Annotated in this window: 12 protein-coding genes, 1 pseudogene and 1 riboswitch; of the genes and pseudogenes, 7 read left to right on the plus strand and 6 right to left on the minus strand. The window is 71.6% G+C overall.

Annotated elements, in window-relative coordinates; all coding sequences use genetic code 11:
* Window positions 1–7: 7 nt before the first annotated feature.
* Window positions 8–2,062 carry an FAD-dependent oxidoreductase gene (locus ACWPN5_RS05680; RefSeq protein ID WP_492294732.1) on the minus strand — a complete coding sequence of 685 codons (2,055 nt, stop codon included), beginning with the start codon at window positions 2,060–2,062 and terminating at the stop codon, window positions 8–10.
* 216 nt (window positions 2,063–2,278) lie between these two features.
* Here ACWPN5_RS05680 and ACWPN5_RS05685 point away from each other — a divergent pair, with 216 nt between their 5' ends.
* Entirely contained in the window at window positions 2,279–3,175 is an 897-nt protein-coding gene (locus ACWPN5_RS05685) for a DMT family transporter (protein ID WP_145684584.1), read from the plus strand.
* Between the two features lie 4 nt (window positions 3,176–3,179).
* On the opposite strand, the gene ACWPN5_RS05690 is transcribed toward ACWPN5_RS05685, so the two are convergent.
* A complete protein-coding gene (locus ACWPN5_RS05690; RefSeq protein ID WP_145684591.1) occupies window positions 3,180–3,557 on the minus strand; it encodes an STAS domain-containing protein in 378 nt (125 codons plus the stop codon).
* Window positions 3,558–3,718: 161 nt separating this feature from the next.
* Window positions 3,719–3,816, plus strand: a riboswitch (TPP riboswitch).
* Between the two features lie 69 nt (window positions 3,817–3,885).
* Between ACWPN5_RS05690 and ACWPN5_RS05695 the strand changes: the two genes are divergently transcribed.
* The 6 genes from ACWPN5_RS05695 (at window position 3,886) to ACWPN5_RS05720 (ending at window position 11,619) form a co-directional block, all read left to right on the plus strand.
* Window positions 3,886–5,028 (plus strand): ABC transporter substrate-binding protein, encoded by a 1,143-nt coding sequence (locus ACWPN5_RS05695; RefSeq protein WP_145684598.1) that lies wholly within the window; start codon window positions 3,886–3,888, stop codon window positions 5,026–5,028.
* 7 nt (window positions 5,029–5,035) lie between these two features.
* Entirely contained in the window at window positions 5,036–5,920 is an 885-nt protein-coding gene (locus ACWPN5_RS05700; RefSeq protein ID WP_094304366.1) for a branched-chain amino acid ABC transporter permease, read from the plus strand.
* Between the two features lie 4 nt (window positions 5,921–5,924).
* Entirely contained in the window at window positions 5,925–7,652 is a 1,728-nt protein-coding gene (locus ACWPN5_RS05705) for a branched-chain amino acid ABC transporter ATP-binding protein/permease (protein WP_492294735.1), read from the plus strand.
* Entirely contained in the window at window positions 7,652–8,359 is a 708-nt protein-coding gene (locus ACWPN5_RS05710) for an ABC transporter ATP-binding protein (protein ID WP_492294737.1), read from the plus strand. Before ACWPN5_RS05705 ends, ACWPN5_RS05710 begins: the two co-directional genes overlap by 1 nt.
* 148 nt (window positions 8,360–8,507) lie before the next feature.
* Window positions 8,508–9,719, plus strand: coding sequence for a hypothetical protein (locus ACWPN5_RS05715; RefSeq protein ID WP_145684621.1), 1,212 nt, complete (start codon window positions 8,508–8,510; stop codon window positions 9,717–9,719).
* Between the two features lie 151 nt (window positions 9,720–9,870).
* The gene (locus tag ACWPN5_RS05720; RefSeq protein WP_307833744.1) at window positions 9,871–11,619 is read left to right on the plus strand and encodes a chloride channel protein; all 1,749 of its coding nucleotides are present in this window, start codon (window positions 9,871–9,873) and stop codon (window positions 11,617–11,619) included.
* A gap of 23 nt (window positions 11,620–11,642) precedes the next feature.
* Here ACWPN5_RS05720 and ACWPN5_RS05725 read toward each other — a convergent pair whose 3' ends face one another.
* The 4 genes and pseudogenes from ACWPN5_RS05725 to ppk2 form a co-directional block, all read right to left on the minus strand.
* Window positions 11,643–12,326 carry an extracellular catalytic domain type 1 short-chain-length polyhydroxyalkanoate depolymerase gene (locus ACWPN5_RS05725; protein WP_492294740.1) on the minus strand — a complete coding sequence of 228 codons (684 nt, stop codon included), beginning with the start codon at window positions 12,324–12,326 and terminating at the stop codon, window positions 11,643–11,645.
* Window positions 12,327–12,375: 49 nt separating this feature from the next.
* Window positions 12,376–12,867 (minus strand): annotated as a pseudogene (locus ACWPN5_RS05730) (extracellular catalytic domain type 1 short-chain-length polyhydroxyalkanoate depolymerase); the annotation flags it as partial.
* Window positions 12,868–12,945: 78 nt separating this feature from the next.
* The gene (locus ACWPN5_RS05735) at window positions 12,946–13,365 is read right to left on the minus strand and encodes a CopG family transcriptional regulator (RefSeq protein WP_145684632.1); all 420 of its coding nucleotides are present in this window, start codon (window positions 13,363–13,365) and stop codon (window positions 12,946–12,948) included.
* A gap of 196 nt (window positions 13,366–13,561) precedes the next feature.
* Entirely contained in the window at window positions 13,562–14,536 is a 975-nt protein-coding gene (gene ppk2, locus ACWPN5_RS05740) for a polyphosphate kinase 2 (protein WP_492294742.1), read from the minus strand.
* Window positions 14,537–14,561: the final 25 nt, after the last annotated feature.

Below are 14,561 nucleotides of genomic sequence, written 5' to 3' on the forward strand. Positions count from 1 at the left end.
GGCGGCTTCACGCGGCACGGCGTCCGTCCTCGGCCTGCCGCGCCCGCGCCGGCCCCACCAGAGCCTCCGCGGCGCGGCGGCCCGAGATGACGCAGGCCTCGACCCCCGGACCGGGGAAGACCCCGCCACCGGCCAACAGCAGGCCGGGCACCGGCGACTTGGCGGGAAGCGCCGGATCGGTGCCGTAGATCGCCCCCTCCGTCGTGTGGGCGTAGCGGGCGAAGGTGGCGGCGCTGGCGTCCTGCCGGTGCAGGATGTGGCGCTCCAGATCCGGGATCACGGCCGCGGCCGCGGCGATCATCGCGTCGCCCTCCCGTGTCTTCCGCGCGCGGTAGTCGGGGGCGGAGCGGTCCCAGGCGGCGCCCGCCGGGTCCAGCCGCATCAGCGTCAGCGCCGCGCAACCCGACGGAGCCAGATTTGAGTCATGGGCGGAAGGCAGGGCCAGCGCCAAGCCGGTCTCCCTCAGAAAGGTCATCGCCGGCAGGTCCGGGCGTATGTCCAGGGCCAGCGTGACCAGAAAGGCCGAGGTCGTGGGGCGCAGCGCGCGGTATTGGTCCGCGCTCCCGGCGGGCAGATGCTCCTCCCCCACCAGTTCCAGCAGGGTCCGCCGGGCGTCGGCGTTGGAGATCACCGCGGCGGCGGCGATGCGCTCTCCATCCAAGGTCTCGACCCCGGCGGCCCGGCCGTTCTCGACCAGGATGCGACGGACGGGGGTGCGCAGCCGGACCTCGCCGCCCTTGGCGCGGATCGCCTCGACCAGAGCGTCGGCGAGCCGCTGCGATCCGCCCTCCGGGTAGGCGCCGCCGTCGAAGACATAGCCGAAAATCGGCGCCATCTGGGTGGCGCCCAGCCGCTCCGGCCGGTCGGACAGGTAGCCGGTCAGGCTGGACAGCAGGGCGCGAGCCCCGGCGTCGGGCACATAATGCGCCAGCATCTCCAGAAAGCCGCGGTCCTGCCAACGGAAGGCCTGCGGGCACTCCAGCGGATAGGCGCGCATCGCCGCGACGTCGCGCGGGATGTGGGGAAGGCCGGTGTCGGCGCAGCCGCGGTAGAGGTCGCGGTAAACCCCGCGCATCTCCTCCAGAAAGGCGGTGGCCCCAGCGGCGCTGCCGGGATGCTCCCGCGCGATCAGGGCGGCCAGACCCTCGGCGTCGACGGGCAGCGGCTGAAGGGCGCCGTTCCGGACGATGCCGCGGGTCACCGGCTGCCAGCGCACGCGGTCCGCCACGCCGACCGTGCGCAGCAGATGCCCGACCGGGCCATCCGGATGGGTGCCGCTGACGTCGTGCACCCCGGCGTCGAAGGTGAATCGCCCCATCGACCCGTCGCGCAGCCAGACCTTGCGGTCCCAGGAGGAGCAATAGCCGCCCGGACGGTCGTGCGCCTCCAGAACGGTGACGCGGACCCCGGCCTCCGCCAGCAGGGCCGCCGCGGTCAGCCCGCCGATGCCGGCGCCCACCACGACGACACCGTCCTTCTGCCCGAGCACGGCGGGGGCGGGCCAGCGGTGGGGCTCCCGCTCGGCCAGACGGCGGGCGACGGTCCGGTCGACCAGCCAGTCCGGCAATCGACGGGTCGCCAGCATACCGGCCAGGGTGGCGAGGGTCGAGGTGACGACGCCGACCTCGGTCGCGATGGCGAAGCCGCCGGCGCCGGCCAGGAAGACCACACCCCACAGCGCGGTGACCGCCTTGTTGATGGCGACGAACTGCGGCAGATGCCACAGGCCGGGCGGAGTCGTTTCGCGGGCATAGGGCAGGGTGAAGGGGCGGCCCAGCGCGAGCGAGGCGAAGGCCATGCCGGCCAGGGCGAGATGGACGGTCATCCCCATGCGCTCGAACGGCCCGCTGAGGAGCAGCGCGGCGAAGAAGGCGGCGGCGACCAGTTCCGGCGCCTTCGGCGAACCGCGCCGCCAATCCTGGGCGCAGAGCGCCAGGCTGAGCAGCAGCGCCGCCAGCACGGCCGCCGCATGGCCCGCCGGCTGCAGAACGCCGAAGGCGATCCAGGGCGAAAATCCGACGAGGATGCGGATCGATTGGGGCATCGGCTTGGACAGGAGCATGGCGGACCCTTGGTGTGATGGAAATGTCCGCCAGACTGTCCGATGCGCCGGATGGGACCAGCGCCGATCCGCGAAAAGCCGGGTTCGCTTCGCCAAACGTCCGCCCGGCGATTCACGAAGCGTGAATTGCCGACGCCCCCCGAGGCGATGCGGCGCGGGCCAGACCTGCGGTTGCGGCATTGGGCAGCGTCATGGTTGCTCAGATACTGTGCAATCATGACCCAAACCGCCGCTCTTCCCGCCGCTGCCGCCAGCGATGACACCCGCCGTGCTATCGGCTGCTTCGTGCTGGCCATCTTCCTGTTCGCGGGCATGGACACGCTCATCAAATATCTGAGCAGCGGCTACCCGGTGGCGCAGCTCATGTTCGCGCGGTCGGTGGTGGCGGTGGTGCTGGTCGGCGGCATTTCGGTGGCGCGCGGCGGCTGGGGCGGGATGCGCACGCAGCGCCCGGTCGCCCACGTCCTCCGCTCGCTCGCCGGGCTGCTGTCGATGGGCTGCTTCTTCTATGCCTTCAAGCACTTGCCGTTGGCTGAGGTCTATGTGCTGAGCTTCGCCGGCCCCCTGTTCATCACGGCGCTGTCCATGCCGCTGCTCGGCGAGCCGGTGGGGTGGCGGCGCTGGGCGGCGGTGCTGGTCGGGTTCGGCGGCGTGGTGGTGATGGCCCGCCCGGAGGCCGACGCGCCGCTCCTGCCGATTCTCGTGGGCGTGGCAGCGGCCTTCTTCTACGCGCTGGCGATGATCGCGGTGCGCGGCCTGTCGCGGACGGAGAGCAACACCGCCATCGTCGTCTATCTGCTGCTGACCACCACGGTGGTGAGCGGCGTGGCGGCGATCCCCGACTGGGTGCAGCCGGGCGGGTTCGACCTGTGGCTGATGCTTCTGGTCGGCACGCTGGGCGGGGCGGCGCAGGTGCTGATGACCCAGGCCTTCCGCCTGGGCCGCGCCGCGGTGGTGGCGCCCTTCGAATACACGGGGATGATCTGGGCGACCCTGCTCGGCTTCCTGGTCTTCGGCGACGTGCCGACCCCTACGGTCCTGGCCGGGGCTGGGATCATCATCGCCAGCGGGCTCTACATCCTCTACCGGGAAACGCGGCGCCGCGGCGACTGATCGGTCAGGCCGCGGCGGAGAAGGTCAAGCCGCTGTCCGCGACACGCGGCGGGTCGGTCAGCGCGACGATCCGGCTGCGCTCCAGCACGCGCCGGATGCGCGGCGGGTGGTTCTCGAAGGCGATGACGCCGCCGCGCTCAAGCACGGCCTTGCGCAGAGCCAGCAATATCCCGATGCCGCAGGAATCGAGGAACTCCACCCGTCCCAGATCGACGCGCAGGGTCAGGGTCCGCGCATCCGCGGCGCGGCGGAGCAGGGGCGTCAGCCCCGGCAGGGCGGCGTGGTCGATGCGCCCCGACAGGACGGCCCGCAGCCCGCAGCCGTCCGGCGCGGCGGCGAAGCGGTGGAGGGTGACGGTGCCGTGCGACGGGGTGGGCCGCATGCTGCGTGACGACTTTCCGGTTGGGGCGACGATCCGGCGTGGGCCGGGGGCGGCGGAAGGAACCACGGGAAGCGCGACTCTCCGGTGTCTGTTGCGTTGCGAAATTGTGAAAAGGCGCCGGGCCGCCGCTTGACAGCCGGGCGCCGGGCTCACACTGTGCACACGAACGGCTGGGGTGCCTGCCGCAAGGCGGGCTGAGACCACACCCATCGAACCTGATCTGGGTCATGCCAGCGAAGGGAGCCAAGCGTTCGAGGCTGTGCCGCCGCTACACCCCTGGCCTCCTCGTCCTCGCGCGGTTCTTCGCCGGGCAGGAGGAGACACATCCATGCGGCGCTTCCTTTCCATCCTCTCGGCAACCGTCTTTACGGCGTCCCTCCTGTCCGGCGCGGCGCGGGCGGGCGATGCCTCGGTCCCCGTGCTGGTGCCGCTGACCGGCTTCCTGTCGCTGGAGGGGACGAGCCAGCGCAACGGCGCCGTCCTGGCGCTGAAGGACGCGCCCGCGGGTGTGACGGTGCGGTCGGAGGTGATCGACACCGGCACCTCGCCGGAGGCTGCGGTCACGGCGCTGGAGCGCGCGGCGGGCGGCACGGTCACGGCGGTGGCGGCCAGCATGCTGGGCACGCAGATGCTGGCGATGCTGCCGCTGGCCCAGGATTACAAGATTCCGCTGGTCACCGTGTCGGGCACGGCGAGCATCACCGAGCAGGGCAACCCCTGGGTCTTCCGCTTCTTCCCCGGCGACGCCGTGACCAAGGAGGCTCACGCCCGCTACGTGACGGAGGAGTTGGGCAGGAAGCGCCCGGCGGTGATCTACCAGACGACGGCCTACGGCCAGAGCGGCAAGGCCCATCTGGAGCAGGCCTTCAAAAAGCTCGGCGTCGAGCCGGTGTTCGAGGAGGGGGTGGACCCCGCCGCCAAGGATCTGCTGCCGGTCCTGACCAAGGCGTTGGCGGCCAAGCCCGACGTGCTGGTGCTGCACCTGCATTCCGGCCCGACCGCCCTGTTCATCCGGCAGGCGGCCGCCAACGGGGTGGCGGTGCCCATCGTCGCCGGTTCCGCCATGCACCAGCCGAGCACCGCGGCGCTTCTGGAACCGGCCGAACTGAAGGGCGTGTGCGCCGAGACGGCGGCCTCGCCGATCTCCGGCGGCAGCCCGGAGGTGGAAGCCTTCACCACGGCCTACCGCACCGCCTTCAACGCGGAGCCGGACGCCTTCGCGCTCGGCCAGTATGACGGCATCCGCATGGTGCTGGCGGCGGTGCAGGATGGGGCGGGGAACGCGGAGGCCGTGCGCAAGGCCCTGTCCACCGGGACCCACCAGGGTCTCGCCATGACCTACAAGTCGGACGGCAAGGGCAACATGGCGCACTCCGCCGTGATCGTCTGCTACGACGGCGCCTCGCGCGTGCCGGCGATCGCCAAGCGCTACGACAACCTGACCGGCGTGGTGACCGGCATGGTGAAGTGAGCATGTCTTGATCACCCTGCAGCTTCTCGTCAACGGTCTGGCCCTGGGTGCGGCCTACGCGCTGGTCGCGCTGGGCTTCGTGCTGGTGCTGAACGCCACGGCGGCGGTGAATTTCGCGCAGGGTGACCTCGTGATGGCCGGCGGGCTGCTCGGCGTGGCGCTGGCGCCGCATCTGCCGGGGTATCTGCCGCTGCCCGGGCTGCTCCTGCTGCCGGTGGTGCTGGTGCTGATGGCCGGGCTGGGGCTGCTGCTGGCAGCGGCGGCCTATCTGCCGCTGCGCCGCCGTCCGCCGGTGGCGGTCTTCATCAGCACCATCGCAGCGGGGATCATCCTGCAGAACGGCGCCTCCGTCCTGTTCGGACCGGAGCCGCGCGCGGCACCGCCGCTCCTGGGTGGGGGAACGCTCGACCTCGGCGGGCTGGTGGTGGCGGAGCAGTCGCTGGCGATCATCGCCGTCGCCGCTCTGCTGATCGCCGGGCAGCAATGGCTGTTCGGGCGGACCCAACTCGGCCGCCGCCTGCGCGCCACGGCCCAGGACCCGGAGATGGCACGGGCTTGCGGCGTGCCGGTGACGGCGATGATCCTGATCACCTTCGCGCTGGGCACCGCCTTCGCCGGGGCGGCGGGGCTGCTGCTGGCCAACCGCTACTTCGTCACGCCCACGGCGGGCGGCGACCTGATCCTGAAAGCCTACATCGCGGTGACCATCGGCGGCTGGGGCTCGGTTCCGGGCGCGGTGGCCGGCGCGCTGCTGATCGCGCTGTTCGAGGTCGGGGTGTCGTCGGTGCTGTCCTATCCGGTGGCGCTGGGGCTGCTCTACGCCACGCTGCTGGTCATTCTGGTCGCCCGCCCGCAGGGGCTGTTCGGCGAGGCGGCGCGGCGTCGTGCGTAAGGGCGTGCGCAAGTTGTGGGCGCTGGCCCCCACCCTGACCCTCCCCCGCTGGGCGGGGGAGGGGATTGGGGTCGCGGTGCTGCTGGCGTACGCGCTGCTGTACGCGTCGCCCTACGGGCTGCGCGTGCTGACCGTGGCGGGGGTGTACGCGCTGGCCGCCATCGGGTTCCAGATCGTCTTCGGGCTGGGCGGTGCGCTGTCGCTGGCCCATGGCGCTTTCTTCGGGATCGGGGCCTACGCGACGGGCATCCTGGGCAGCCAGTGGGGGTGGGGCTTTGCCGCGACCTTTCCGGTGTCGCTGCTGGTGCCGCTGCTGCTGGCCCTGCTGGTCGGGTTGCCGGTGCTGCGGCTGGAATCCCATTACTTCGCGCTGGCGACGCTGGGGATCGCGCAGGTCGTCCATCTGCTGGCGGTCAACAGCCCCGCCCTGACCGGCGGCGCCAACGGATTGCCGGGGGTGCCGGGCATCGTCCTGTTCGGCTGGGCGGTGCCGCGTGGCCTGCCGCTGGCGGCGGTGGTCTGGGGCTTCGTGGCGCTGGGCGGGCTGCTCGCCTGGAGGCTGGCGCGCGGGCGCTGGGGGCGGGCGCTGACGCTGGTGCGCGACGACCCGCTGGCCGCCGGCACGCTGGGTCTGGACGTCGGCGGGCTGCGGCTGGCCGCCTTCACGCTGAGCGCCGTCTATGCCGGGGCGGCGGGCGCCTTGGCGGTGCACACCCAGCGCGTCGTCTCGCCGGAGGTGCTGGAATTTCCGGTCATGGTCTCCGTCCTGACCATCGCTGTGGTCGGCGGGCGGGGGCGGGTGGCCGGGGCGATCCTGGGAGCGGTGCTGCTGCTCCACCTGCCGGAGTGGTTCCGCTTTCTGGAGCGCAGCTATCTGATCGTCTACGGCGTGGCGCTGCTCGCCACCATCGTTCTGGCGCCGCACGGGCTGACCGGCCTGCTCGACCGGCTGTTCCCGGCCCGCCCGGCACTCCTGCCGAAGCCCGAAGCTCCGCCGGAAATGGCCATTCCGAATGGACCTTTGCTGCGGGTGGAAGGGCTGACCAAGGGCTTCGGCGGGGTGCGGGCGGTGGACGGTGTGTCGCTGACTCTGGAGGCCGGGACCATCACCGGGCTGATCGGCCCCAACGGCTCCGGCAAGACGACGCTGGTCAACCTGATCTCCGGCCTTGAGACTCCGGATGGCGGGCGGGTGCTGATGGGTGATGTGGATTTGGCGGGAAAGCGGCCCGACCGCATCGCCCGCGCCGGGATCGCCCGCACCTTCCAAGCGGTCAGCCTGCCCGACGGCGCCAACGTTCTGGCCGCCGTAGCCGCGGCGCGGCTGGAGCGCGACGGCTCGATCGCCCAGGCCGAGGCCCACGCCCTGTGGGCGTTGGAGCGGCTGGGCGCCGCGGACCTCGCCGCGAAGCCCTGCGCCGGGCTGCCCGCCGCGCTGCGCCGCCGGGTGGAGCTGGCCCGCGCGCTGGCCCGCCAGCCCGCCGTCCTGCTGCTCGACGAACCGGCGGCGGGGTTGACCGACGGGGAGAAGGCGGAGTTGGCTGGTCACCTGCGCGCCATCGCCGCCACCGGCACCGCGCTTCTGGTGGTGGAGCACGACATGGGCTTCCTGCTGCCGCTTGTCGGCCATGTGCTGTGCCTGGACCAGGGGCGCCCGCTCTACGCCGGCCCACCGGAAGGGGTGCGCAGCGATCCGGCCGTGGTCGCCGCCTATCTGGGGGAGGGCGCGTGATGAGCGAACCTCTGTTGCAGGTCGAGGGGCTGACCGCCGGCTATGGCGGAGCGGTGGCGGTGGACCGCCTGTCGCTGTCCGTGGGAGCGGGGGAGGCGGTGGCCCTGTTGGGCGCCAACGGGGCGGGCAAGTCGACGTTGCTGAAGGCCATCCTCGGTCTCGTCCCGGCGACGGGCGGGCGGGTCCGGCTGGAGGGCGCGGAGATTGGCGCCCTCGCCTTGGAGCGGCGGGTGCGCCTTGGCCTGGGCTATGTGCCGGAGGGGCGGCGCGTCTTTCCCGGCATGAGCGTGCGCGACAATCTGGAGGTGGCGAGCTGGCAGGACCGGGCCGGGCGCGCCCGGGATCTGGAGCGCGTCTTCGCCCTGTTTCCGGCGCTGGCGGGCAAGGCGGAGGAGCGGGCGTGGCGCCTGTCCGGCGGGCAGCAGCAGATGCTGGCGGTCGGCCGCGCGCTGATGGGCCGCCCGCGCGTCCTGCTGCTCGACGAACCGTCGCTCGGCCTGTCGCCCAAGCTGGCCGGGGAGGTCTTCGCCGCCGTCCGCGCCATCGCCGCCACCGGGACGGCGGTTCTGGTCGCCGAGCAGAGCGCCGCCCGCGCCCTGTCCGCCGCCGGGCGTGTCGTGCTGCTGCGCCTTGGTCAGGCGGTGCACGACGGGCCGGTGGACACCCTTCCCGCCGAGGCGCTGCGGGACGCCTTTCTGGGCGGCTGATCGCGTTGCGGAGGGTGGCGCCGGACGCAATTCGGCATTGCGGCAACAGGCCGGGATCTTTGTCGTGACTTTCTCGTCTTGCGCTTGCCGATCCCCAACGGCGGGGCTAGCTTCCGGCGTCGCACCGCCCGTAAGGATTACCTCTGCCATGTTGGACAAAGCCGTCGCTGCTGCACTTTCCTCCCTTCTTCTGCTGGGCGCCGCCGCTGCCCACGCCGATGGGGCGCAGGTGGCGGAGCTGGTCCCCGTGAACCCGCCGACCATGTATTACCCGGCGCCGTCCTCCGGACCGGCACCGGCGCCCCGCACCGTCGCGCCCTCGGCACCCGCGGCGCCGGCGGCGGCCGCCGATCCGACCGAGAAGACCGGGCCGGCCGAGCTTGAGGACGGCTGGGAAGGCGGCCCGTCGCGTGACCGGGACGGCAAGTTCGCCTATTGCGCCATCGAGGGCCGCTTCGACACCGGCCATGTCCTGATGATCGCGCGCAACGTCAAGGGCGAGGTCAATCTCGGCATGGGCATCCCGGGCGCCGAGCTGCCGAACGGCGAGCAGTGGAAGGTCAAGGTCGTGGTGGACGGCAAGCTGACGCGCGAGCGGCGCGCGCTGGCGCCGAAGCCGGACATGCTGGTCATCCCCAACGGCAAGGACGAGGAACTTTACACCGCCCTGATGAACGGCAAGGAGGTGGTCTTCGCCTCCGACGCCGACCGCATGGCCTTCGCGCTGAAGGGCACCAAGAAGGTGCTCACCGACCTGAAGACCTGCGTCGACAAGGCCGGCGCCGTTCCGCCCATCGACACCCGCACCAAGAAGGTCGCGGCCCGCCCCGACGAGCTGCCGGAGGGGCTGGCCGACCTGCTGAAGGCGGCCGGCGTGCGCGACGTCAAGCGCGTGTCGCTGGAGAATGTGCCGAAGGGCGAGCGTCCCGCCGACATGGCGTGGCGCATCGGCCCGATCGTCGGCGGCATCCGCGAGCGGATGGTCGAGGAGGGCTCCAAGCTGGAGGACCTGTCCGCCGGCTACGTCGACGCCATGAAGAAGCGCTGCGAGGGCGGCACGCCGACCGCGTCGCTGAGCGCCGTCGAGGACCTGCCCGGCCTGATGCTGCGCACCGGGTCGGTCGACTGCGCGCTGAAGGAGGGCAAAATGCACGTCTCGCTGACCTTCTTCCTGTCGCCGGGCCGCCTGTTCACCATCCTGTTCCACGAGGCGCAGGAGGCCGACATTGGGCTGGCCGACAAGGTGCGCGACAATCTGGCGGAGGTGCTGCGCCGCCTCGCCGTCAACCCGCCGACGGCCCAGCCGTCCTCCGGGCAGTCGCCCGCCGCTCCGGCGCCGGCCCAGACGGGCAAGCCCTAAGGGGGTAGGTCGGCGCCCTGCGGTTGACGGGGCGGAGGCAGGGCACACATTGACCGGCATGCCGGACGACATGACGGGAATCCGGGGCGCCGCGGGGGATGCGGCTGGCGCCCTGACCAGAGCACGAAACCCCGGCCGGCGGTTCCTCAGGGTGCTGACACGGCGGAGCCTGCGTGACAGCGTGCTGGGCGTGCTGATGCTCGCCGGGGCGATCGGCGCCGGGGTCGGGCTCGCCGTCGCTCTGCTCCACGAACTCGTGGTCTGGACACAGTCCTTCGTCTTCTCGGTGGCCCACGGCCAGGATCTGGGCGAGGCCGCGCTGTCCGATCCCTGGCGGACGGTGCTGGTGCCGACCCTCGGCGGCCTGCTGCTCGGCGTGATGGTGAAGCTGGTGCGGCGCTGGCGGCCCAACGACATCGTCGACCCCGTCGAGGCGAACGCCCTCTACGGCGGCAAGATGTCCCTGATCGACAGCCTGCGCCTGACCCTGGCGACCCTGCTGTCCAACGGCTCCGGCGCGTCGGTGGGGATGGAGGCGGCCTACACCCAGGCGGGGTCGGGCCTCGCCTCGACGCTCGGCCAGAAGCTCCGCCTGCGGCGGGCGGATTTGCGCACGCTGGTCGGCTGCGGGGCGGCTGCGGCGATCGCCGCCGCCTACGGCGCGCCGCTGGCCGGCGCCTTCTACGCCTTCGAACTGGTCATGGGCGGCTACACCATCGCCACGCTGGCCCCGATCGGGGCGGCATCGGTTGCCGCTGTCGCGGTGGCTCACTGGCTGACCGACCCGTCGCCGGCCCTGTTCTTCGGCCGGCCGGCGGCTGTGGAGGGCTGGGACTATGTGGCCTGCGGAGTTCTCGGCTTTCTGGCGGGCTGGCTGAGCATCCTCGCCATGCAGGCGGTGACGGTGGCCGAGCGCGGCTTCCGCGCGCTGCCCATCCCCGTCTGGGGGCGCCCGGCGCTGGGCGGGCTCGCGCTCGGCGCGCTGGCCCTGGCTGTGCCGCAGGTGCTGGGCGCCGGACCCGGCGCCGACCCGTCCCAACTGGCCCGCGGGCTGGAGGCCATGGCGGTCCTGCTGGCCGCCAAGATCGTCGCGTCGGCCCTGTCGCTCGGCTCCGGCTTCCGCGGCGGGCTGTTCAGCGCCTCGCTTCTTCTGGGCGGGTTGTTCGGCGGGCTGGCCTACGGGGTGATCGAGCTGCTGGTGCCGGGGCTGGGGCTCGACCGGATGCTGCTGGTGCTGGCCGGCATGGGGGCGGTGGCCGCCGGCATCATCGGCGCGCCGGTCACCATGGTGCTTCTCGTGCTGGAGGCGACGCAGGATTTCTGGGCGGCGTCCGGCGTGCTGATCGGCGTGGTGGTGTCGACCACCGTGGTCCGGCAGGCCTTCGGCTATTCCTTCGCGACGTGGCGCTTCCACCTGCGCGGCGTGCCGATCCGTGGCGCCTATGACGTCGGCTGGGTGTCGGAGCTGACGGCGATGCGGCTGATGCGCGGCGACGTGAAGACGATCCTGACCACCCAGACGCTCGACACGCTGCGCCGCCTGCACCCGCTGGGCGCCGCCAAGACCGTCTTCGCGGTGGAGCCGGACGGCTCCTACGCCGGCATCATCGACATGGGCGCCGTCCATGACCCGTCGCTCGGCGAGGAGGACGCGAAGACGCCGGTCGGCGAACTGGCCAAGCACGCCGACGACTTCCTGCGCCCGGGCGACGATGTGCGCAGCGTGCTCAACCGCTTCAGCAGCGCCGAGGTGGAGGCCCTGCCGGTCGTGACGTCGCCCACCGACCGCCGGATCGTCGGCTACGTCACCGAGGCCTACGCCCTGCGCCGCTACAGCCAGGAGCTGGAGCGGCAGCGCGGCGAGGAGCTGGGCGAACGCAGCCTCTACGGGCGGGACTGACCGACGCCCTTTTCCGGCGACGGTTACGGCGCGGATGGCCGGCGCCGCGGGTTCGCGAGGAAGAAGCGCAGCATCTCCCGCGAGGCGTCCGGCCCGCGCGGGTCGGTGTAGGAGCCGGACGGGCTGCCGCCGGCCCAGGCGTGCCCCGCGCCCCGGATCGTCCACTGCTCGCACAGCGCACGACCGGCGGCGTCGGTGTGGATGTGGCGCCTGTAGCCATGCCCGCCCGGCACCTGACCGTGCTCCACCGCAACCCGCGCTCCCGCCGCCCCCATCCTGGACTGCGCGGCGACGTCGTCGCCATTGCGCGGGTGAACCGTGGTGTCCCGGTCGCCGTGGAAGACGATGGTCGGCACGGCGGGCCCGGCTTGCCGTTCCGCCGGACTCCCGCCCTGGCGCATGGCGACGAAGGCGGAGGGAATGTCGGAGGCGGCACCCCGGGGGAGGCCGGAATGCACCCCAACGGCGGCGTAGAGATCGGGGTAGGCGGCCCCCATGATGACCGCTGCCGCCCCGCCGGCCGAGAGGCCCGCGACGAAGACGCGGTCCGCGTCGACGGCGTGGTCGCGCATGACCTGCCGGGTGATCCCCGCGATCAGCGAGGGTTCTCCGTCGCCGCGCCGTTGGTCGAGCGGGTTGAACCAGTTCCAGCATTTCTGAGCGTTGGCCGAGGAGGGCTGTGCCGGGTAGACGACCAGAACAGCCATGTTCCTCCGCCAGCGCGTTCATGCGGGTGCCGGCGGCGAAATCGTCCGGCGATTGGGTGCAGCCGTGCAGCATCACCAGCAGGGGACGCGGCCGGCCGTCACCGCGGTTGGCGGGGACATAGAGCTTGTAGGAGCGCGTGCCGGCATTGTTGGTGAAAGAGGCCGTCGTGAAGGCGGCGCCGTCCGGCAGCGGGTCGGCGGCGGGACGGAGGGTGCCGTTCCCCCCGAAACCGGCACCGGTCGGCAGGACCCCGGCGGCAAGGCCGCGCAGGGTCTTGCCCAGGCCCGCCCGCGGTCCGGGGTGGAAGCGGCCGGCAAACGCGCCGGCGGGTTTGAACGCCGTGGCGCGGTGCGGCGGCACCGGGTCCGGCGTGTCGTTCACCGTGACCGGCTCGACATCGATGATGGTTGGGTCGGCGCCGGGCGGCACCGGCGCGGTACCCCGCAACAGGCGTTGCAGGTGAGCGGTCGCCCCGGCGAGGTCGCCGGCCTGGGTGAGGCGCAGCGCCTCGGCCATTCCAGTGGGGACACGGTTGTTCATGTCGGAAGCTTTCCGGGCTCGGACAAGGCAGGCGGAAAAAGCCCTGTCCGTCGTCTTTCAGGAAGGCGGCCAGCGCCGTTAGCCCATGCGGTCGGCGAGAGCCGCCTTGACGGCGCTGCTGGCGTGCAGCGCCCCCAGCACGGCGACCGAGGCGATGGTGGCGCGGGCAAGTTCGGGGGTGACGTCCCGGGCGATGGTGGCCAGCCCGAGGACGCGGATGTGGAGCATCCGTCCGGCCTCCCGCGCCGCTTCGAGGTCGTCGCGGGAGTAGTGGCGCAGGCCGAGGTCGACGCTCTTGCGCGTCACGGCCTGTCGCAAGGCGTCGCCATGCCGGTCGATCTGGTTGCGGATGGCGGTGCGGATGAGGTCCGTGCGATTCGCATAGAAACCTTCCTGCACCAGCAGGTCGATGTGACCGAGGTCGATGTAGCCGAGGTTGATCGTGATCTTTTCGCTGTCCCCGGACTTCGGCTTCGGATCGAGTTCGTTGGCGGACATCCCGTTGCCATCCTTCTACCATCCACAGGGATGGTAAATGGGGGTGGCAGCGAGCTGTTCAAGGGGCAAGGGGGCAAGGGGGAACGGCGGCGTTGGGGGAACGCCGTTCCGGAAAGCCGCGCTTTCGGGAGCATCGCGTAAGGTCCCCCTCCCCGAAAAGGAGAGAGGGTTGGGACGGCTGACGGAGGAGGCCTCGTCAGTAGACCTCCGGGACCCAGTTCTGCTTCGACTTCTTCGGCCGCTTGTAGCCGTCGTCGCTCTGCCGCGGCGGCAGGTCCAGCTCGACCGGGGCGATGTCCTGGTAGGGGATCTGCTGCAGCAGGTGGCTGATGCAGTTCAGCCGGGCCTTCTTCTTGTCGTCGGCGTCGACGATGTACCAGGGCGTCAGCTTCTTGTCGGTGTGCTCCAGCATGGCGTCCTTGGCCTTGGAGTACTCGACCCAGTGCTTGCGCGATTCGAGGTCCATCGGGCTGAGCTTCCAGCGCTTGATCGGGTTGCGCATCCGCTCGGTGAAGCGCTTCTCCTGCTCCTCGTCGCTGACCGAGAACCAGTATTTGATCAGGATGATGCCCGACTGGACCAGCATCTCCTCGAACAGTGGGCAGGCACGCAGGAACTCCTGGTACTCCGCGTCGGTGCAGAAGCCCATGACATGCTCGACGCCGGCGCGGTTGTACCAGCTGCGATCGAACAGGACGATCTCACCCTTGGCGGGAAGCTGCGCCACGTAGCGCTGGAAGTACCATTGCCCGCGCTCCTTCTCGGTCGGTGTGCCGAGCGCCACGATCCGGCAGACGCGGGGGTTGAGGCTTTCGGTGATGCGCTTGATGACACCGCCCTTGCCGGCGGCGTCGCGCCCCTCGAACAGCACGCAGACCTTCAGCCCGTTGACCCGCACCCATTCCTGCAGCTTGATCAGCTCGAACTGCAGCCGGGCCAGCTCGTCGATGTACTTCATCTTCTTGCCGCCCTTCGCCGGCTTGCCGCCGCCCTTGCCGCCGCCGAGGTCGCGCCAGTGGGATTCGATGGCCGCGGCCTCCTTGGCGTTGCGCAGCACCTCGCCGCCGGTGGCCGGAACGCCGAGCCCGAGGTCCTTCAGCTTCAGCGCCTTGCGCTTCTTCCGCGGCTTCTCCTCCGCCCCGGCCACGGCACCCGTCTTGACCTCGTCCATCGAACGCACCCTTGCTTATTGTTTT

It is taken from the genome of Azospirillum sp. UENF 211521 (assembly GCF_058780535.1).

Excerpts from the sequence above, each read along its gene's own strand:
- ACWPN5_RS05715 (WP_145684621.1), top strand. The coding sequence starts at position 8,508 with ATGTTGGACAAAGCCGTCGCTGCTGCACTTTCCTCCCTTCTTCTGCTG.
- ACWPN5_RS05680 (WP_492294732.1), bottom strand. The coding sequence starts at position 2,062 with ATGCTCCTGTCCAAGCCGATGCCCCAATCGATCCGCATCCTCGTCGGA.
- ACWPN5_RS05725 (WP_492294740.1), bottom strand. The coding sequence starts at position 12,326 with ATGGCTGTTCTGGTCGTCTACCCGGCACAGCCCTCCTCGGCCAACGCT.
- ACWPN5_RS05710 (WP_492294737.1), top strand. The coding sequence starts at position 7,652 with ATGAGCGAACCTCTGTTGCAGGTCGAGGGGCTGACCGCCGGCTATGGC.
- ACWPN5_RS05735 (WP_145684632.1), bottom strand. The coding sequence starts at position 13,365 with ATGTCCGCCAACGAACTCGATCCGAAGCCGAAGTCCGGGGACAGCGAA.
- ACWPN5_RS05685 (WP_145684584.1), top strand. The coding sequence starts at position 2,279 with ATGACCCAAACCGCCGCTCTTCCCGCCGCTGCCGCCAGCGATGACACC.
- ppk2 (WP_492294742.1), bottom strand. The coding sequence starts at position 14,536 with ATGGACGAGGTCAAGACGGGTGCCGTGGCCGGGGCGGAGGAGAAGCCG.
- ACWPN5_RS05695 (WP_145684598.1), top strand. The coding sequence starts at position 3,886 with ATGCGGCGCTTCCTTTCCATCCTCTCGGCAACCGTCTTTACGGCGTCC.
- ACWPN5_RS05690 (WP_145684591.1), bottom strand. The coding sequence starts at position 3,557 with ATGCGGCCCACCCCGTCGCACGGCACCGTCACCCTCCACCGCTTCGCC.